We start from the raw sequence: 19,771 nt of genomic DNA on the forward strand, positions 1-19,771 counted from the left end.
GCTAACCCAACGCCTTCAATTCGCCCGGCAACGCGTAGGCCCATTGCGTGATGTTGCCGGCCCCCAGGCACACCACGAGGTCGCCGGGACCGGCGAGGCCGTGAACCACCTTGGCGAGTTCGCCCGCATTCGGCAGCGGGATCACCTCGCGATGGCCGTGGGCGCGCAGTCCGAGCACGAAATGATCGCGGTCGATGCCCTCGATCGGCGCCTCGCCGGCCGGATAGACCTCGGCGACCACGACTGCATCGGCGTCGTTGAAGCAGGTGCAGAATTCCTCAAACAGCGATTGCAGGCGGGTGAAGCGATGCGGCTGAACCACGGCGATGACCTTGCCGTTGGTGGATTCACGCGCCGCTTTAAGGACGGCTGATATCTCCACGGGGTGATGGCCGTAATCGTCGATCACGGTGACGCCGTTCCACTCCCCGGTCCGGGTAAAGCGCCGCTTGACGCCGCCAAAACCTGCCATCGCCTTGCGGATCGCCTCGTCGGACATGCCGAGCTCGTGCGCCACTGCGATCGCCGCGGTGGCATTCGAGGCGTTATGCCGCCCCGGCATCGGCAGCATGAGGTCTGATATCTCGTGGGTGGCGTCGGTCTTGCGGTTGCGGAACACGACCTTGAATGTCGAGCCGCCGCCGGTGGGCGTCAGCTCGACCAGCCGCGCGTCGGCCTGTGGATTCTCGCCATAGGTGATGATGCGGCGGTCCTCGATCTTGCCGACGAGGCTCTGCACCACGGGATGATCGGTACACATCACGGCAAAGCCGTAGAACGGCACGTTCTCGACGAAATTGCGGAATGCGTCCTGGATCGCCTCGAAAGTCTTGAAGTGATCGAGATGTTCGGGATCGATGTTGGTGACGATCACGACATCGGACGGCAGCTTCAGGAACGTGCCGTCGCTCTCATCGGCTTCGACCACCATCCAGTCGCCCGCGCCCAGCCGCGCGTTGGAGCCGTAGGCGTTGATGATGCCGCCATTGATCACGGTCGGATCGAGACCGCCGGCATCGAGCAGTGTCGCCACCATCGTCGTCGTCGTGGTCTTGCCATGGGTGCCGGCAATCGCGACGCAGCTTTTCAGCCGCATCAGTTCGGCGAGCATTTCGGCCCGGCGCACCACCGGAATGCGCTGGGCGCGGGCCGCCATCAATTCGGGATTGTCGCGCTTGATCGCGGTCGAAACCACCACCACGTCGGCGCCGTCGACATTCTCGGCCTTGTGCCCGACCGAAACCGTAATCCCCTTCTCCCGCAGCCGCGCGACATTGCCGCTCTCGGAGGCGTCCGAGCCCTGCACGGTATAGCCGAGATTGCTTAAGACCTCGGCGATGCCGCTCATGCCGATGCCGCCGATCCCGACGAAGTGAATGGGTCCGATCTCGCGCGGCAGTCTCATGGAGTATTCCCTATCGTCATCATCCGCCTTGTGCGCAATTGCGCACGGGAGCGGATGATCCAGTATCCCGCGAAGCCGAGGCTCAAATCAGGCGCCGCAGGGTACTGGATGCCCCGCTTTCGCGTGGCATGACAAGGGGCAATTTTGCACGCAACGGCCTAGATTCCGGCCATTTTCATCACCAGATCGGCCAACCGCTCAGCAGCATCCAGCCTGCCGACACTGCGTGCGGCTGATGCCATCGCGGTCAGCCGAGCGGGTTCGGCGGCGAAGGCGGAGATTTCCGCTGCCAGCCGGTCGGGCGTGAATTCGGCCTGCGGAATCCGTAAAGCTCCGTCCACCTGGGCCAGCACGCCGGCATTGGCGAACTGGTCCTGGTCGATCGCGCCGGGCAGCGGAACCAGAATCGAGGGCCGGCCGATCGCGGCGAGTTCCGCCACCGTGCCGGCGCCGGAGCGCGAGATCACGAGGTGGCTGGACGCCAGCCGCGCCGGCAGGTCGGAAAAGAACGGCGCGAGTTCGGCATTGATCCTGCGCCGCTCATAGATCGCGCGCACCCGCCCCATGTCTTCCTTGCGCACCTGCTGAGTGAGAACCAGGCGGCTCCACAGCATCGGCTCCAGCTTTTCGATGGCGCCCGGCACGATATCGCTCATGACCCGCGCGCCCTGGCTGCCGCCGACCACCAGCAGGCGCAGCGGCCCGTTCGGTTCGGGAGAGGCAAACGGCACGGCGGCGGCCGTGAGGATCGCGGGCCGCATCGGCGTGCCGACGGTCACCGTCTTGCCCGCGAGATCAGGATCGCGATCGAGCACGCCCGGCAGCGATGTGGCAATGGCGTTGACGCGGCGGGCGAGAAAGCGGTTGGCGCGGCCGAGCACGGCATTGGCGTCGTGAATGATGCCGGGCACGCCGAGCAGCCTTGCCGCCATCAGCGGCGGCAGCGTCGGATAGCCGCCGAAGCCGACCACGGCGGCAGGTTTCAGCCGCCGCACCAGCCTGGCAGCAACCAGCGTGCCGTAACCAAGCGTGTAGACGGTGCGCGCCAGCGCCACCAGCGAGCGGCCGCGCACGGTCTCGCTCGGCACCACATCGATGTTATCCCGGGTGAATAGGCCGCTGTAGCGCAGCGCGCGGTCGTCGGTTGCCAGACGCACCCGCAGGCCGCGCTTGATGAGCTCGACGCCGAGCGCTTCGGCGGGAAACAGATGACCGCCGGTGCCGCCGGCGGCGAGTAGAATGAGAGGCGCGTTTTCCATGGCTTCAAATAGCCGACGCGGCGAGGCTAGTCACGCCCCATAGCGTTTTCAGAATCGATAAGGTTCTACGCGTAACCGCGCGACACGCCGGCCGCGTTCATCGATTCCACCTCGGTACGCGGGCGCTGCCGCGTCAGCGCCAGCATCATGCCGACGCCGTAAGCCAGCGAGATGATCGACGAGCCGCCATAGGAGATGAAGGGCAGCGTCATGCCTTTGGCGGGAATCAGTTGCAGATTGACCGCCATGTTGATCGCGGCCTGCGCGCCGAACAGGATCGCAAGCCCCGACGCCGCAAAGCGCGCGAACATGTCCTCGCTCGAATAGGCGCGTGTCAGCGTCCGGATCACAACGAAGGCGAACAGCGAAACCAGCGCCAGGCACAGGATGATGCCGAACTCTTCGGCGGCCACCGCGAACACGAAGTCGGTATGGCTGTCCGGCAGGCTGCGTTTTGCAATCCCCTCGCCCGGTCCGAGGCCGAACCAGCCGCCGTTCCAGAAGGCTTCCATCGCCATGTCGACCTGGAAGGTGTCGCCGGAGGCCGGATTGATGAAGCGCTTGATGCGGCCCGCGACGTGCGGGACCAGAAGATAGGCGCCGAACAATCCGGCCGCCGCGACGCCGGCAAGGCCGGCCACCCAGATCATCCGCATGCCTGCGATGAAGAACAGCGCGCCCCACACCATCAGGATCAGCATGGTCTGGCCGAAATCCGGTTCCATCACCAGGAGCGCCACCAGCGTCAGCAACAATACGATCGCCATCGATGTCGCCGGCATTTCCGGCCGCTTGGTCGATTCCGCAAACAGCCACGCCGCCATCACCACGAAGGCAGGCTTGGCGGATTCGGAAGCCTGGATGTTGACGCCGAGCAGCGTGATCCAGCGCCGCGATCCCTTCACCTCGGCGCCGAAGACCAGCGTCGCCACGATCAGCAGGATCGAGACCACGAACACCAGCAGCGCGAGGCGGCGGATGTGCTTGGGTGACAGGAACGATACGCCGATCAGCACCATCAAGGACGGCAGCAGGAACAGCACGTGCCGGCCGAAGAAATGGAAGGGATCGAGCCCGATCCGGGTCGCCACCGGCGGACTGGCCGCCAGCGACAGGATGACGCCGCCCAGCATCAGCGCCATGATCGCGCCGAGCAGCAGCTTATCCACGGTCCACCACCAGTCCGAAAACGGCGTGCGTTGGTCACGGGCGAGCATGGGCGTCCCCAAAATGGCAGAGGTAACGCCCATTGGTGGAGCAGGATGGTTTATGGGGGGTTAATGGGGACGGTAACTTTTTAGATGGGAGCGCACGGTACCCGCCTCACAAAAGGTCGTCATACCCGCGATTGCGCACAAGGCGGGTGACGACAGAATGTAGCTGCGCAGGATGGTTGGAGCGAAGCGATACCCATTATGCGGTAATTGCGGTTGGCGAAGTTGATGGGTTTCGCTGCGCTCTACCCATCCTACGGTCAGATCACCTTATTTTTGTCTCGGCCGCGATCAGCTCTTTGCCTTCCGCGGTCGTGATCGTCAGCCGCACCTGTTCGCCGCTGTAGCCTGCAGGAACCCCTACGGAAATGCGATTTCCGTTTTTCGGGTCGGCTGTCACGGCGTCGTTGAACAATATCGCATCGCCGCGTTTCAACGTGACGCGCAATGACGTGGCTGGTTCGATACTGAAGAACTGAAGATTCACGCCCGATGCCGCGGCCGAGAGATTGATCAGGATATTCTCGTTCGCATCCGTCACATTGCTCATGCCGACGATCGGGCTGTAGGTCTCCGGAATCGACACTTCGCCCAGCGCGGGAAGTTGTGCGCGGTGGAAAAACTGGTCCGACACGCCGGCCCACAATTCGACGTAAGGCCGCGCTTCGTTCGGGTCCTTGCGTGCATCCGTTTCGTTCGTGAACGACGGAAATCCCCACGTCCACATCTTCAGGCCCGGTGTGACCGTGTTGTCGGCGATGCGGATGATCCCCTCTTCATTATCGTGGTTGATCACACCCCAGAAATTCCCGCCCTGCATATCGGGCGCCGCGTATGCAATGCCCATCGTCGGCCAGTTCCTGAAGTGGCGCAGTTTTTCGAAACGGCTCCTGCCCGCGCCTGCGCTCTCGTCGCCGTCGGACAGATTGGCTGACCAGCGGGGCGTGCTGTAGGCCTGGATCGGCGCGACGATCTCGGCGCCGCCGGTCGTCTTGGGGTTGTTCGGGTCCGATCCCGGCGCGAGCGTCGTGCACGTCCAGTACTCGTAGTCGATCGTCCGGGCTTGCGGATTTCTCAGCACCACGCGCGCATCGAGCGCGGCGCGGTCGGCTTTCAGCGTGACGTAGTAAGTCGCTTCGATACCCGTCACCTCCTTGAAAAACTGCGTCGGCGCTGCGGGATACGCGAAATCATCTTTAATCGACATCGACACCGTCACTTCGCCGGCGCTCTCCTTCACGACCTTGAAATCCCACGGCTTCAGCCACGTCCTGCCGTGCTCGGGATCCGGGAAGGTTGGGAAGATGCCGCCATACACCATCAGCCAGTCGTAATAAAAGACGCCGGCCGTCATGCCATAGGGGACGCCGACCTCGTTGCGATAAAGTTGTTCGTGGCCGGTCGGCTTGTAGACGATGGAAAGAATGCGACCGCCGAATTCGGGCACGAGCGTTACCTTCAGATAACGGTTCTGGAGCACGTAGGTCTTGAACGTGCGATCGACGATGGCCTTCTTGTCGAGCGACCCGCTGACGAATCCGTTCTCCGCAGAGGTCGCGTATTTGACAGTGCTCCACGAAATCGTCGACTCGCTGAGCGACACGCCATCGGACACCGGCGAAGCCGCATCTACAACGGCATGAAGCACAACGGTCGCTGAAAGCACCGCAACCGCGAAACGAACAAGGTTACGTGAGGGAGCATGAATTGCCATTTGCGACGCCCTCGAAGGAGCAGGATGTAGGATGGGTAGAGCGAAGCGAAACCCATCAATCCAGCACCGCAGCGATGGGTTTCGCTGCGCTCTACCCATCCTACGCGATCCGCATCCTCACACCACCGGCTTGACGCCCGGCAACGCCGCCACCAGATCGCGAAACTTGGCGCCGCGGATTTCGAAATTGCGGTACTGGTCGAACGAGGCGCAAGCTGGCGACAGCAACACCACGGGGTCAGTGAGTCCCGACGCTTCCGCATCGCGCGCGGCGCTAGCTACGGCCACATCGAGGGTTTCGGAAATCTCGTGCGACACACGCTCACCAAGCGTGCCGGAAAACTCCTGCGCGGCTTCGCCGATCAGATAGGCTTTGCGGATGCGCGGGAAATATTCGGCGAGGCCGGTGATGCCGCCCTGCTTCGGCTTGCCGCCGGCGATCCAGAAAATATCGGCGAACGACGACAGCGCGTGTGCGGCGGCATCGGCGTTGGTGCCCTTGGAATCGTTGACGAACAGCACGTTGCCGCGGCGGCCGACCTGCTCCATGCGGTGTGCCAGCCCTGGAAAGCTGCGCAGGCCGTTTTGCAAAATATCGATCGAGATGTCCATCGCCAGCGCGCAGGCCGACGCGCAGGCCGCATTCTGCGCATTGTGCAGGCCGCGCAGCGAGCCGATGCCGCCCAGCCTTGCAATCTCGCGACGCGCGCCGCCGGAGGCCTGCACGATGGTTTCGCGCTCGACATAGACGCCGTCGGGCAGCGGGTTCTTCACGGAGATCCGCACCACGCGTTTTCCCGCCTGATCGAGGCGATCGGCGATGTTGCGGCACCAGCCATCGTCGACGCCAACGATCGAGGTGCCCTGCGGCTGCACGCCGGCAACCAGCCGCGCCTTGACGGCGGCGTAATGCTCCAGCGTGCCGTGGCGGTCGATATGGTCTTCGCTGACATTGAGGAGAATCCCCACCGACGGATCGAGCGAAGGCGCCAGATCGATCTGGTACGACGACATCTCGACCACATGCACCCGCCCCATGCGCGGCGGCTCCAGCGACAGGATCGCGGTGCCGATATTGCCGCCCATCTGGCTGTCGTAGCCGGCGACCTTCATCAGATGCGCAATCAGCGCTGTTGTGGTCGACTTGCCGTTGGTGCCGGTGATGGCAACGAACGGCGCGTCCGGCGCGTGACGGCGGCGCTCACGGCAAAACAATTCGATGTCGCCGATCACCTCACAGCCGGCCTGCCGCGCCATCAGCACCGACCAATGCGGCGTCGGATGGGTGAGCGGCGCGCCGGGCGTCAAAATCAGCGCCGCAAAATTCGACCACGACACCGTGCGCAGATCGGCGGTGGTGAAACCGGCCTGCGCCGCTTTGGCGACATTGTCGGCAGAGTCGTCGCCCGCGATCACTTCCGCGCCACCGGCCTTCAGCGCGTGGCAGCTCGCAAGGCCGGAACCGCCGAGGCCGAAGACGGCGACCGTCTTGCCCGCAAAGGAGGTGACGGGGATCATCGCGCGCGGCTCACCGCAGCTTCAACGTGGAGAGGCCGGCCAGCGCCAGCATCACCGAGATGATCCAGAACCGGATCACGATCTGCGGCTCGGTCCAGCCCTTCTGCTCGAAATGATGATGCAGCGGCGCCATCCGGAACACGCGTTTTCCCGTCAGCTTGAACGAAGCCACCTGCACGATCACGGAGACGGCTTCCAGCACGAACAATCCGCCGATCACGGCCAGCACGATCTCGTGCTTGACCGCAACCGCCGTCGCACCAAGCATGCCGCCGAGCGCCAGCGAGCCGGTGTCGCCCATGAAGATCGAAGCCGGCGGCGCATTGAACCAGAGGAATCCGAGGCCGGCGCCAAGCACCGCGCCGCACAGCACCGCGAGCTCGCCGGTGCCGGCCACATATCTGATCTGCAGGTAGTCCGAGAAGACCGCGTTGCCGGTCAGATACGAGATCATGCCGAAGCTCGCGGCGGCGATCATGACCGGCACGATCGCAAGCCCGTCGAGGCCGTCCGTCAAATTGACCGCGTTGCCGGCGCCGACGATGACGAACGCGCCGAAGATCACGAAGAACCAGCCGAAATTGATCACCACGTCTTTCAGGAAGGGTACTGCAAGCGAGGTCGAGGTCGCATCGCGGCCGAGCCGCACCAGCGCGTAGCAGGCCGCGATCGCGATCACCGCTTCGATCAACAGCCGCAGCCTGCCGGCGAAGCCACTATGGCTCTGTTTCGTCACCTTCAGATAGTCGTCGTAGAAGCCGACGAAGCCGAAGCCGAGCGTCACCGCCAGCACGATCCAGACGTAGGGATTGAGCGGATTGGCCCACAGCAACGTCGAGACCACGAGGCCCGAAAGGATCATCAGCCCGCCCATCGTCGGCGTGCCCTTCTTGGTGATCAGATGCGATTGCGGGCCGTCGGTGCGGATCGGCTGGCCCTTGCCCTGCCGGAGCCGCAGATGATCGATGATCCAGGGCCCGAACAGGAACACAAACAGCGCGCCCGTCACCATCGCCCCGCCGGTGCGGAAGGTGATGTAGCGAAACACGTTGAACGCGCCGCGGAAGATGCCAAAACCCGGGACAGTATTGGAAAGCTCGATCAGCCAGTAAAACATTCAGGTCGGCCCTATCACGCGGCTTGGTTACGCCGTCTTTGGCGGGAAGCGCTTCGGGAACGCCTTCGTTCCGGGAACGCCTTGTTAATCGTTTTCATCGTCAAACCAAGCAAATCTTGGTCATGCATGGGGTATTGACGAATCATGCCACGCGGAAACAACGCACCCGCCAAATACGGCCAGTTTACGCCTTTGCCTGCAGGGCGGCCAGCAGCCTCGGCACAAACTTGTTCACCCAGAACATCTTTTTGCTGCCCTTGACGACCACCACATCCCCGTCCCGCAGCAAGGCGGCGATTTGTTGGGGATCGAGCGTGGCCGGGTCTTCATGCCAGCCGAGCGCCCGCTCCGCCGGCACCAGACCATATAAATGGCGCATTAGCGGACCGACGCAGTAAACGCCGTCGATGCCCGGGAGGTCGCCGGCGAGCTTCTCGTGATAGGCAGGCGCATCGGCGCCCAGTTCCAGCATGTCGCCGAGAATGGCGATGCGCCGGCCGGCCTTCACCGGCCGCGCCTTCAGGCTGCCGAGCGCGGCCACCATGCTGGCCGGATTGCCGTTGAAACTGTCGTCGATCACGGTGACGCCATGGGCCGCCTGCTCGACGCCGCGGCCGGTCATGATGCCGACATGGCCGAGCTCCTTGGCCAGCACCGCGGGTTCGAGCCCGGCGGCGTGGATGGAGGCCAGCGCGGCAAGCGCGTTCTGCAGGCGATGCGGCGCTCCGGGCGTCAGACCGAACTTGATTGGCGTGCCGTTCACCTCTGCGGCGACGTTCCAGCTCTCGCCCTCGGCTGCGTGCTTCAGTTCCCGTACCCCGGATCCCTCGCCGAAGCGAACGACCTTGCCGTTCCATTCCGGCGCCTCGACATCCCCGGGCAGCACCAGCACGCCGTCCTTTGGCAGGCCTTGTCTTAGTAAGCCTTGCGCGATGCTTACCTTCTCGCGCCGGATCGCTTCCAGGCTGCCGAGCTTTTCCAGATGCACCGGCTGCACGTTCACGACCAGCGCGACCGTGGGCTGGGTCAGTTCGCTGAGCCGCGCGATCTCGCCGGTCTGGTTCATGCCCATTTCGACGACCCACACGCTCGCCTCGGGGCTGGCATTGCACAGCGTCAGCGGCACGCCCCAGAAATTGTTAAAACTGCTCGGGCTGGCATAGGCGGCAGGATACGCGGCAAGGAATTCCTTGGTGCTGGTCTTGCCGGCGCTACCGGTCAGGCCGATCACCGGACCGGCAAACCGCGCCCGCGCGGCGCGCGCCAACCGCCACAGGCCATCGATCAGCGTATCCTTGACGATCAACTGCGGAACGCTGATGCCGTCGATCCGATGCGGAACGACCATCGCGACCGCGCCGGCCGCTTCCGCCTTGTCGGCGAATTCCCAGCCGTCGCGCGCGCTGGCGAAGCTGGAGATGAAGCCGCCGCTTGGCGTGCCGCTCAGCGCCACGAACAGGCAGCCCGGTTTCACCAGGCGGCTATCCTGCGTGACGAAATCGATCGGCGTATCCGGATACTCGCCGGACAGGCCCAGCGCACGCGCGACTTCGGCAACGGTCCACAATGGCGTCGTGCTCATGCCCCCCTCGCTGCAAGCGCGGCCGCCACCGCCTCGTGATCGCTGAACGGCAAAACCTTGTCGCCGACGATCTGGCCGGTCTCGTGCCCTTTGCCGGCGATCAGGAGCGCATCGCCGGGCTGCAGCGCCGCTATCCCTGCCCTGATCGCCTCAGCGCGATCGCCGATGTCTGTTGCGCCCTTCGCCGCGGCCAGAATGGCGGCGCGGATTGTTTCCGGATTCTCGCTGCGCGGATTGTCGTCGGTGACGATGACTTGATCGGCATTCTCAGCCGCAATCGCGCCCATGATCGGGCGCTTGCCGGCATCGCGGTCGCCACCGGCGCCGAAGATGACGACGAGCTTGCGTTTGGCATAAGGCCGCAGCGCCTGCAGCGCCTTCGCCAGCGCGTCCGGCTTGTGCGCGTAATCGACGAAGATCGGCGCGCCATTGTGTTCGCCGACCCGCTCCAGCCGCCCTTTTGCGCCTTCGAGATGTTCGAGCGCAGCCAGCACGGCGTCCGGTTCGCTGCCGGTGCCAATCGCGAGCCCGGCGGCAACCAGCGCGTTCTCGATCTGGAATTCGCCGACCAGCGGCAGCTTGATCATGCGCTTGCGCCCACGATGTTCGAGCGTGAGCTTTTGCGCAAATCCTTCGACCGCTGCATCGACGAGACGAATGCCCTCGCCTGCCCCATCCCCGTTGCGGCCGACGGCGATGATCCGCAAAGATCGCGACCGCGCCGCCTCGATCGCTTCCGGTGAGCACTCATGATCGGCCGAGATCACCGCCGCACCACCGGGCGCGACGAGATCGCGGAACAGCCGCAGCTTGGCGGCGAGGTAATGCGCGACATCAGGATGATAATCCATATGGTCGCGCGAAAGGTTGGTAAAACCGCCGGCGGCAATGCGCACGCCGTCGAGCCTGAACTGGTCGAGCCCGTGCGAGGATGCCTCGAAGGCCAGATGCGTCACGCCGTCGCCCGTGATTTCGTCGAGCTGCCTGTGCAGCGCGATCGGGTCCGGCGTCGTCAGAGAGCCGTAGACCGTGCGCTTCGGCGAAACGAGGCCGATGGTGCCGATGCTGGCGGAAGCATGGCCGAGCCGTTCCCAGATCTGGCGCGTGAAGGCGGCAACGGACGTCTTGCCGCTGGTCCCGGTCACCGCCGCTGTTGTCGCGGGCTGGCGCGGATAAAATCGCGCCGCCGCCAGCGCCAGCGCGCGGCGCGGATTTGGCGTGACGACGAACGGCACGCGGCGACCGCCGGGCGGCGCATGGTCACCGGCTACCGCGACCGCACCCGCCTGTATCGCCGAATCGACGAAGCGCGAGCCGTCGGTCTTGCTGCCGGCAATGGCAAAGAACAGGTCGCCCGGTTTTACCGCGCGGCTGTCGACGCTGAGGCCTTTCACATCGACAGCTTCCGCCTGCGGCTCGATCGCAGCGTCATCGCTGAAGAGGTCGCGAAGTTTCATCGTGTTCCAGTCCGGCCCGGCGCAGTGAGGGCGCGTGATCTTACGCCTTACTGGGTTGTCCTCGATGCCGCAAGAATAAGGCGGTCGGACGGCGGCAGATCGAAGCGCGGCTCGATGCCCAGCAGCGGCCCGATGCGGGCAATCACCTTGCCGCCGGTCGGCACCGCGTTCCAGCCCGAGGTGATGAAGCCGTGGGTTTCCGGCAGCGCCTTCGGCTCGTCCAGCATGACCAGCAACTGATACTGCGGATTGTCGGCCGGGATGATCGCCGTGAAGGAATTGAGCACCTGCTTCTTGGAATAGCGGCCGTTGACCACCTTTTCCGAGGTGCCGGTCTTGCCGCCGATATAGTAGCCCTTCACGTCGGCCTTCTTGGCGGTTCCGATCTCGGCGTTCAGCCGCATCAGATAGCGCATCTTGTCGGAGGTTTCGGTTCGGAGCACCTTCCTGGCCATGGCACTGGCCTCCTCTTCCGACCGCTTGAGGAAGGTCGGGGGAATCAGGAGGCCGCCATTGATGCAGGCGTTGATGCCCATCACCGCCTGCAGCGGCGCCACCGCGATACCATGACCGAAGGCCGCCGTGATGGTGTTGAGCTCGGTCCAGCGCTTCGGCACGATCGGCGAGGCGCTTTCCGGCAGTTCGGTGCGCAGCCGGTCCATCTGGCCGAGCTTCTTCAGGAACGCCTTGTGCGCGTCGACGCCTTGCGCCAGCGCGATCTTGGCGGCGCCGACGTTCGAGGAGAAGGTAAACACTTCCGACAGCGTGATCGAGCGGCCGACCGGATGGGTGTCGTGAATGGTAAACTTGCCGAACTTCAGCACCCCGCGCCCATCATAGAGCGTGTTGAGGTTGGCCTTGCCGGAATCCAGCGCCATCGCCAGCGTCAGCGCCTTGAAGGTCGAGCCCATTTCGAACACGCCGGTGGTCAGGCGGTTGATGCGCTCGGGATCGTGCGCCTCCTTCGGATTGTTGGGATCGAAATCCGGCAGCGACACCAGGGCCACGATCTCGCCGGTTCGGACGTTGGAGACGAGGCCCGAAGCGGCCTTGGCCTTGTATTTTTCCTTCGCCTTCAACAACTCGTCGCGCAGCGCATGTTCGACGCGCAGGTCGATCGACAGCTCTACCGGGCGCTGCAGGCGGTCGGTGGCAAAGCCGGCGCGGTGCAGATCGGCCAGACCGTTATTGTCCAGCCACTTCTCCATCCCGGCGATGCCCGCGTTGTCGATGTTGACGAGCCCGATCAGATGCGCGACCGCGGCACCGGTCGGATAGACCCGCTTGTTCTCGCGCAGGAAGCCGATGCCGGGAATGCCGAGCTTGTGAATGTCGTGCTGCTGCTTCGGCGTGATCTCGCGCTTCAGCCACACAAAACCCTTGCGCGACGACAGGCGTGTGCGCGCCTCCGCTTCGTCGAGGTCCGGCAACGCCGCGGTCAAAAGCTCGATCGCTTCGTCCTTGTCGATGATGCGCCTGGGCTCGCCGAACAGGCTCGGGCTCTTGACGTCGGTCGCGAGCACCGTGCCGTTGCGATCGACGATGTCGGGCCGCGCGGTCGCTATCGCATCCTGCGAGCCGGTGCGGCGCGCGCCGTGGCTGTCGGCGCCGACCGCGAACATCACCAGACGTCCGGCCAGCACCGCATAGATCGCCGCGAACAGCAGGATGGCCAATCCTACCCGGGCCCGCGCCTTGACGGCGCGATCGACATTGCGTCCATAGAGCAGGCTGCGGATCAGCCGCTGCCGCCACGGCTCCGCGGGCCGCTTGATGTTGGTGAGCGCCCGGCCGGTCATTGCCGATCTCCCGGCGTGGGCACCGACCCGGTTGTGGGCGGCGCATCGGCGCTGGCCTCGATGGTATTGATCATCGCGCCGATCGGATCGGGCGCACCGGGCCTTGCAAAGGCCGGCGGCCGTTCCGGCAAATTCTTCAACTGATCGTATTGCGTGGCGTTGAGCGGCTTCAGGCCGAGATGGCGCTCGGCGAGCCCTTGCAGCCGCAGCGGCGCGTCGAGCTTGGCCCATTCCGCGCGCAGCGCCGCGATGGCGTCGCGCTGCTCGCGGATCTCTGCGTTGAGCCGCAGCACGCGCTCGACGCGCGCGGTCGATTCCATCTTGATCCGGTAGACGTAGGCGGCCGCGAACACCAGCACGCCGATGACGAGGAAGTGGATGATCCGCATGGTCAGCCTCCCCTCATCACATCAGTAAGAACGGGCCATGCCGGCAGGCGGTCTGCCGCATGAGCGGGCGCTGTGGTGCGCTCGGCAGCGCGCAATTTTGCGGAACGCGCGCGCGGATTGGCAGACACTTCGGCTTCGCCGGGCGTAATGGGACGCTTGGTCAGAATCTGAAAACTCGGCGCGGCCTGCGCCAGTTCGGGCAGGTGCCGCGATCCGCCGCCGGTCTTGCCGCGCGCGTTGAGAAAATCCTTGACGATGCGGTCTTCCAGCGAATGAAACGACACGACCACCAGCCGCCCGCCGGGCTTCAGCACGCGTTCGGCTGCCACGAGCGCCAGATGCAACTCGTCGAGTTCCGCGTTGACGAAAATTCTCAAGCCCTGGAACGTGCGCGTCGCCGGATGAATCTCGTTCGGTTTGCTTCGCACCACCTTGCCGACGATATCGGCCAGCGCTTGCGTGGTCGTGATCGGCGCTTCCTTCCGCGCCGCCACGATGGCGCGCGCGACGGCGCGGGAATGTCGCTCTTCGCCGAAGATATAGATGATGTTGGCGAGATCGGCCTCGGAGGCCTTCGCAACGACATCCGCTGCCGTCGGCCCGTCATGGCCCATCCGCATGTCGAGCGGGCCGCCGAGCCGGAACGAGAAACCACGCTCGGCCTGGTCGAGCTGCATCGAGGAAACGCCGACGTCCATCACGACGCCGTCCACTTCGGCTATGCCTTGCGCTGTGCAGATGTCCGCAAGGTTGGAGAATCGGTCCTCGACCAAGGTCAGCCGGCCGGCCGATTGGTCGACCAGATCGAATCCGCCGGTAACTGCCGACCGGTCGCGGTCGATGCCGACGACCCGGGTTCCCGCGACAGCGAGGATCGCGCGGCTGTAGCCGCCGGCGCCGAAGGTCGCGTCGACATAGACGCCGCCGTCACGCGGAGCGAGCATTTCGACCGCCTCGCGGCCGAGAACGGAGATATGGTGTGGCGCAGCCGGGCTCATGCGCCGTCCTCCAGCGTATTCCAGCCTGCAAAATGGATGATGGACGCGGACGGGCCCATTGCGCCTCAAATCTTTGCGCTTCGCCGGGCTTTTCCGGCCAAAAAGCCGCGAACAGGCACGATTGCCGCATCGAGCCCGGCCTCGCGCCCCCTCATTTCCGGACGGAATTTGCTGGGTTGCCATGGCATTTCGAGCGCGAAAGAGGGCCTCGGCCGTCCCCAACCCGGTTCGGCTCTTCACCACTTAGTAACGGCACTTAGCGTTAAGAAAGCGTTGATGATCGGCTGCGAGTTTTGTGCGCTTCTATAGCGTTTTTGAGTGAAGTGGGTCCCGCATAGCAATCAAGTTTACGCAGATTGCGTAGACTTATCTGCGGTAGAAAACGCGTCAAAACAAGAATCTAGAGCTTCGGTTCTGATTCGATCAGAACCGAAGCTCTATACACTTGAATATCGGTGATGCGCGCTGCACACACTCGCTCAAAATGCGAGATGGAACCCGGCCATCGCATTGCGCGGGCGCAAGGTAAAGGAATAGTAAATGGCATTGTCGCTTAAGACATCATGTTGCCATTCCCTTGCCCGGTTTGAGTTTAAAAAATGGCTTCTGGTTCGTTCGCATCTGCTGGTATTGATTCGAAGCGTCAACGCGCCCTTCCCGTGCCCAGGGCCAACGCCGACATGAAGACCTTTACCCCGGATTCCTCGATCGCATCCGACGTCATTCCGTCCCCGAACCATGGCGACCGCAACAAGGGCCGCCTCGCCGACATGATCCTGCTGCACTACACCGGCATGCCGGATGTGGAGGGCGCGATCGCCCAGCTCTGCACCCCCGGCACCGATGTATCGGCGCATTACATCGTGCTGGAAGACGGCCGCATCGTGCAATGCGTGCCGGAAGCCAAGCGCGCCTGGCACGCCGGGGTATCCTCCTGGGCCGGCGAGGAAGACATCAATTCCTGCTCGATAGGGATCGAGATCATCAATCGCGGTCACGACTGGGGCTATCCGGATTTCCCGCTGCGCCAGATCGCCGCCGTGATCGCGCTGTGCCGCGGCATCATGCTCCGCCGCAAGATACAATCGCATCGCGTGCTTGCGCATTCCGATGTCGCCCCGGCGCGCAAAAGAGATCCCGGCGAAAAGTTTCCATGGCATTCGCTGGCCAATTCCGGCGTCGGCCATTGGGTGCAGCCGGCGCCGATCGTGCGCAGCGAAACGCTCAAGCTCGGCAGCATCAGCGACGACGTCGCCGGGCTACAGGCGGCGCTTGCCAAATACGGCTACAAGATCCCGACCCACGGCAAGTTTGACGGCCCGACCATGGAAGTGGTCACCGCATTTCAGCGCCACTTCCGTCCCGAGCGCGTCGACGGGATCGCCGATCACTCGACCATCAGCACGCTGCACGCGCTGCTGTCGAGCCTGCCGCCGGAAGCGATGACGACGGTGGTCGCGGCGAGGTAAATTGTTTGCGGGTGCTCTCAACGTCATTGCGAGCGCAGCGAAGCAATCCATAGCGCCACAAGCTGAGACATGGATTGCTTCGTCGCTACGCTCCTCGCAACGACGGTTAGAGCCGATCCATCTCTGCGATCCGCCGCGCATAAAATCGCCGTAGCGGCTCGAGTTGCGTCGCGGCCGTCGCGGCCTGATACGCCTCGCGCGCCGCGTCACGCCGGCCCAGCCTGCGCAGCAAGTCAGCGCGCACCGCCGGCAGCAGCTCATAACCCTTCAGCCCGCCGCGCGCCTCCAGCGCATCGATCAGGTCGAGCGCCCGCGCCGGCCCGTCGACCATCGACACTGCGGCGGCGTGGTTGAGTTCGATCACCGGCGACGGGCTGATCCGCAGCAGCACTTCATAGAGGCCGGCGATCTGCCGCCAGTCGGTATCCTTGTAACTCGGCGCACGCGCATGCAGCGCGGCGATGGCTGCCTGCACCGCATAGGATTGCGGCCGCCCCGGCATCCGCAGCGCGTCTTCGACGAGTTGCAAACCCTCCGATATCTGCCCGCGATCCCACAGCATCCGGTCCTGCTCTTCGAGCAGCACGATGTCGCCGCCTGCGGTCTCGCGGCCGGCGCGGCGCGAATCGTGCAGCAGCAGCAGGGCCAGCAATCCCTTGATCTCGCTACGTCCCGGCATCAGCGCGTCGAGCAGCCGCGCCAGCCGGATGGCTTCGCGCGCCAGATCAGGCCGCATCAGATCTTCGCCTGATGTCGCCGCATAGCCTTCGGTGAACACGAGATAGATCACGGCGAGCACCCCGCGCAGCCGCGGCTCCAGCGCATCGCGCTCCGGCACCTCATAGGGAATGCCGGCAAGACGGATTTTCTGCTTGGCCCGCAACAGGCGCTGCGCCATCGCGTCTTCGCCTGCGAGGAACGCGCGCGCGACCTGCGCAGTCGTGAGGCCACAGACGGTACGCAGCGTGAGCGCGACCTGAACCTCGGCGGCAAAGGACGGATGGCAGCAGGTGAAGATCAGCCGCAGCATGTCGTCGTCGAGCGCGTTGTCGGCATCCTCGCATGGCGCGGACGCGTTGAGCAGGATTTCGCGCGTCAGCTCCTGCTGCTTGCCGCGAAGCGTGACGTTGCGGCGAATGCGATCGATCGCCTTGTTGCGCCCGACATTGACCAGCCACGCCCGCGGATTGGACGGCAGGCCAGCATTGGACCAGCGCTCCAGCGCCACCGCGAATGCGTCCTGCAGTGCATCCTCGGCGAGATCAAAATCGCCGACGAGGCGGATCAGGGTCGCCAGCGCCCTGCCCGCCTCGTCGCGAAATATCTTTTCGACCTCAACCGGGGTCATCTGGTTTACCGCTTCGAGCCCGGAATGACGGCTTCGCCGTCAGTCATAAATCATGACCGGCCTGACCTCGATGGAACCCGACTTGGCGCCGGGAATGCGCGCGGCAATGCCGAGGGCCGTGTCGAGATCCTTGGCCTCGACCAGATAATAGCCGCCGAGTTGCTCGCGCGTCTCCGCGAATGGACCATCCGTGGTCAGCATCTTGCCGTCGCGAACCCGCACCGTGGTCGCGGTCGTCGTCGGCTGCAAACCGTCGCCGGCCTTGAAATGGCCGCTCTGAACGATGGACTGGGTGAATGCGCCGTAGTCGGCGGTCACTTGCTTCCGCTCGGCAGGGCCCATTTTGCCGATTTCGGCTTCGTTCTGATAGATCAACAGCAGGTACTGCATCTCATTACTCCCATTGTTCGGCTGGATCGCCGACACCCAGTCGAACGGGCCTCCCGCAAAACGACATCGTCCCGGAAATTTATTTCTGGCGGGAGGGCGACCCCTCCAGGAGGGAGGATTTTGTAACTCAAGACTTCCCGCCGACCTCTGCAAGCTTCCGCTTCAACTCCCTGACTTCCTCAAACCGCTTCGTCACGTCGCGCATGACCGCCACGGTGCCCGCCACCTGCTGCGACTCGTCTCGCAGCAACACGATGGTAAACTCGACCGAGATGCGCCGTCCGGCCCTGGTCAGCGCAGGCACCGACAGCAAATCGCCGTGATCGTAGCGGCTTGTTCCCGTCTCCATCGTATGACGAAAGCCGGCCCAGTGCCGTGCGCGCAAATTCTCAGGGACGATCAGGTCAAGCGATTGGCCGATGGTCTCTCCCGCCGGGAATCCAAAAATCCGCTCCGCGCCGGGATTCCAGAATGTGATGCGTCCGTCGCGATCGGTCGCGATGATCGCGTCGGAGGCGCTGTGCAGCAGGCTTTCACCAAGACCGGCAGGAATATTCATCGCGTGTCACCGCTACTCTTCCGCTACATCAAATGCCGCCGCGCCGCGTCTGTCAAAATTGCACGCATGGAACCGATTAACCATCGCTTTCCCTTGACGCGGCGCACCGAAATCCCCATTCGTAAGGCGTCAGTCGGCCGGACGGCCGCTCCCGCTATGGTCGAAAGGCTGCGGGGGAGGAAAGTCCGGGCTCCATCGACATACGGTGCCGGATAACGTCCGGCGGGGGCAACCCCAGGGAAAGTGCCACAGAGAACGAACCGCTCCGTCTTCGGACGGAGCAAGGGTGAAAAGGTGCGGTAAGAGCGCACCGCGTATCCGGCAACGGAAACGGCATGGCAAACCACACCGGGAGCAAAACCGAATAGGGATGGCAACGCGGAAAGTTCGCTTTCGGGTGATAACTCCGCAGGGCGATGTCAGGCTCGCCGTCCGGGTAGGTTGCTCGAGGCCATGTGCAAACATGGTCCCAGAGGAATGGCCGTCACGTACCATTCGCAAGAATGGTGCCCTACAGAACCCGGCTTACAGGCTGGCTGATGCTCTAAAGTGTTTTCGAGCGAGTAGAAAGCGATGAGAATGAGGGGTTCGGCGCAAACACGCCGGACCCCTCGCCATTTGCAGTCTTGTTCAGAACCGTAGCCCGCATGAGCGTAGCGACATGCGGGACGGCTTTGGAGACCGTGAGCGATTGGCGAGAGTTGTCCCGGATATCGCTTCGCTCATCCGGGCTACAGGTGTCGAACAAGGCGCGACGATCTCAATCGCGTCCCGCCTCCGCGATCGCCTGCGCCAGCCGCGCCGGGTTGCTGAAAAACATTTCGTGGCTGCCGTCGCACTCGACCAAACGAAACAGGCCCAGCCGTTCCGACAACCGCGGATGCCATGGCATGCTGTGCGGCAGGGCGATGTCCTGCCGGCAATTGACATAGGATTTTCCGATCGGCAGTTCCGCCAACGCATGCTTCAGCGTGATCCTGTCGGTGAACGTCTTGTACGGATGCAGATTGAGTTTGGCGAAGGCGGATTTCGCCAGTTCAAGGTCGGCGTCGTTGATGAAGGCATCGCGCCAGATTTCGAACGGCAGCATCACGGCGCCCTTGTTGGCGGCGGCCACCGCATCGAACAGGCCGACATAGTGCGGCGGCACCATGTCGTTGAGGCATTGCCCGTCCAGCGGAACGAAGGCGTTGACATAGACGAGGCGTCTGATCCTGTCCGTCAGGCGGTCAGCGACGCCCGAAATCACCATGCCTCCATAGGAATGGCCGACCAGACGGACGTCGCGCAGATCGTTCGCTTCGATGTAGGTGACAACCGACGAGATCGCCTGCTCGAGGCCAATCTTCTCGCGATCATCATCCCTGTTGTTGCCGGCCACCGTCGGGCAATGCACGACGTGGCCGCTGTTTCGCAGATGTCCAGCCACCACTTCCATTTCAGCGCCGGTGTGCCACGCGCCGTGAACCAGTACGTAAGTGTCTGCCATTCCGGTCTCCCCTCGATTTCGGAAAATCGAACCTTGATAGAGACGGCGTCTCGTCCCCGATGGC

The 19,771-nt window shown here is 63.9% G+C and carries 16 protein-coding genes and 1 other RNA gene; 2 read left to right on the plus strand and 15 right to left on the minus strand.

Annotated elements, in window-relative coordinates:
* Position 1: 1 nt before the first annotated feature.
* From murC to rsmH, 11 genes are all read right to left on the minus strand, one after another.
* Positions 2 to 1,405, minus strand: a complete 1,404-nt coding sequence (gene murC, locus C7G61_RS15370) for a UDP-N-acetylmuramate--L-alanine ligase (RefSeq protein WP_108515498.1) — start codon at positions 1,403 to 1,405, stop codon at positions 2 to 4.
* A gap of 158 nt (positions 1,406 to 1,563) precedes the next feature.
* Complete coding sequence (gene murG / locus C7G61_RS15375; protein WP_108515501.1) at positions 1,564 to 2,664, minus strand: undecaprenyldiphospho-muramoylpentapeptide beta-N-acetylglucosaminyltransferase; 1,101 nt, start codon at positions 2,662 to 2,664, stop codon at positions 1,564 to 1,566.
* A 65-nt stretch (positions 2,665 to 2,729) separates the two neighbouring features.
* On the minus strand, positions 2,730 to 3,881 hold the full coding sequence (gene ftsW, locus C7G61_RS15380) for a putative lipid II flippase FtsW (protein WP_108515504.1): 1,152 nt from the start codon (positions 3,879 to 3,881) through the stop codon (positions 2,730 to 2,732).
* A gap of 262 nt (positions 3,882 to 4,143) precedes the next feature.
* Positions 4,144 to 5,691 (minus strand): DUF5107 domain-containing protein, encoded by a 1,548-nt coding sequence (locus tag C7G61_RS15385; RefSeq protein WP_108515506.1) that lies wholly within the window; start codon positions 5,689 to 5,691, stop codon positions 4,144 to 4,146.
* Between the two features lie 18 nt (positions 5,692 to 5,709).
* Positions 5,710 to 7,110: a UDP-N-acetylmuramoyl-L-alanine--D-glutamate ligase gene (murD, locus tag C7G61_RS15390; RefSeq protein ID WP_108515508.1), complete on the minus strand. Its 1,401-nt coding sequence runs from the start codon at positions 7,108 to 7,110 to the stop codon at positions 5,710 to 5,712.
* Positions 7,111 to 7,120: 10 nt separating this feature from the next.
* A complete protein-coding gene (mraY, locus tag C7G61_RS15395) occupies positions 7,121 to 8,227 on the minus strand; it encodes a phospho-N-acetylmuramoyl-pentapeptide-transferase (RefSeq protein WP_108515511.1) in 1,107 nt (368 codons plus the stop codon).
* 184 nt (positions 8,228 to 8,411) lie between these two features.
* Entirely contained in the window at positions 8,412 to 9,809 is a 1,398-nt protein-coding gene (locus tag C7G61_RS15400; RefSeq protein WP_108515513.1) for a UDP-N-acetylmuramoyl-tripeptide--D-alanyl-D-alanine ligase, read from the minus strand.
* Positions 9,806 to 11,266, minus strand: a complete 1,461-nt coding sequence (locus C7G61_RS15405) for a UDP-N-acetylmuramoyl-L-alanyl-D-glutamate--2,6-diaminopimelate ligase (protein ID WP_108515515.1) — start codon at positions 11,264 to 11,266, stop codon at positions 9,806 to 9,808. The genes C7G61_RS15400 and C7G61_RS15405 overlap by 4 nt, the downstream gene beginning before the upstream one ends.
* 47 nt (positions 11,267 to 11,313) lie before the next feature.
* Positions 11,314 to 13,065: a peptidoglycan D,D-transpeptidase FtsI family protein gene (locus C7G61_RS15410; RefSeq protein ID WP_108515518.1), complete on the minus strand. Its 1,752-nt coding sequence runs from the start codon at positions 13,063 to 13,065 to the stop codon at positions 11,314 to 11,316.
* Complete coding sequence (gene ftsL / locus C7G61_RS15415; protein WP_108515520.1) at positions 13,062 to 13,454, minus strand: cell division protein FtsL; 393 nt, start codon at positions 13,452 to 13,454, stop codon at positions 13,062 to 13,064. Before ftsL ends, C7G61_RS15410 begins: the two co-directional genes overlap by 4 nt.
* Positions 13,455 to 13,456: 2 nt before the next feature.
* The gene (rsmH, locus tag C7G61_RS15420) at positions 13,457 to 14,452 is read right to left on the minus strand and encodes a 16S rRNA (cytosine(1402)-N(4))-methyltransferase RsmH (protein ID WP_190241834.1); all 996 of its coding nucleotides are present in this window, start codon (positions 14,450 to 14,452) and stop codon (positions 13,457 to 13,459) included.
* 680 nt (positions 14,453 to 15,132) lie between these two features.
* On the opposite strand from rsmH, the gene C7G61_RS15425 reads away from it, so the two are divergent.
* Positions 15,133 to 15,921, plus strand: coding sequence for an N-acetylmuramoyl-L-alanine amidase (locus tag C7G61_RS15425; protein WP_108515726.1), 789 nt, complete (start codon positions 15,133 to 15,135; stop codon positions 15,919 to 15,921).
* 106 nt (positions 15,922 to 16,027) lie between these two features.
* Here C7G61_RS15425 and C7G61_RS15430 read toward each other — a convergent pair whose 3' ends face one another.
* The 3 genes from C7G61_RS15430 to C7G61_RS15440 form a co-directional block, all read right to left on the minus strand.
* Complete coding sequence (locus tag C7G61_RS15430; RefSeq protein ID WP_108515525.1) at positions 16,028 to 17,269, minus strand: RNA polymerase sigma factor; 1,242 nt, start codon at positions 17,267 to 17,269, stop codon at positions 16,028 to 16,030.
* A 39-nt stretch (positions 17,270 to 17,308) separates the two neighbouring features.
* Positions 17,309 to 17,659, minus strand: coding sequence for a YciI family protein (locus tag C7G61_RS15435; RefSeq protein ID WP_108515526.1), 351 nt, complete (start codon positions 17,657 to 17,659; stop codon positions 17,309 to 17,311).
* A gap of 127 nt (positions 17,660 to 17,786) precedes the next feature.
* The gene (locus C7G61_RS15440; RefSeq protein WP_108515529.1) at positions 17,787 to 18,218 is read right to left on the minus strand and encodes a PAS domain S-box protein; all 432 of its coding nucleotides are present in this window, start codon (positions 18,216 to 18,218) and stop codon (positions 17,787 to 17,789) included.
* Between the two features lie 129 nt (positions 18,219 to 18,347).
* Between C7G61_RS15440 and rnpB the strand changes: the two genes are divergently transcribed.
* An RNA gene (rnpB, locus tag C7G61_RS15445) (RNase P RNA component class A) lies at positions 18,348 to 18,762 on the plus strand.
* Positions 18,763 to 18,978: 216 nt separating this feature from the next.
* Here rnpB and C7G61_RS15450 read toward each other — a convergent pair.
* Complete coding sequence (locus C7G61_RS15450; RefSeq protein WP_108515532.1) at positions 18,979 to 19,707, minus strand: alpha/beta hydrolase; 729 nt, start codon at positions 19,705 to 19,707, stop codon at positions 18,979 to 18,981.
* Positions 19,708 to 19,771: the final 64 nt, after the last annotated feature.

Origin of the sequence: Bradyrhizobium algeriense, assembly GCF_003062295.1 — a bacterium.
In the GTDB taxonomy this organism is placed as follows: domain Bacteria; phylum Pseudomonadota; class Alphaproteobacteria; order Rhizobiales; family Xanthobacteraceae; genus Bradyrhizobium; species Bradyrhizobium algeriense.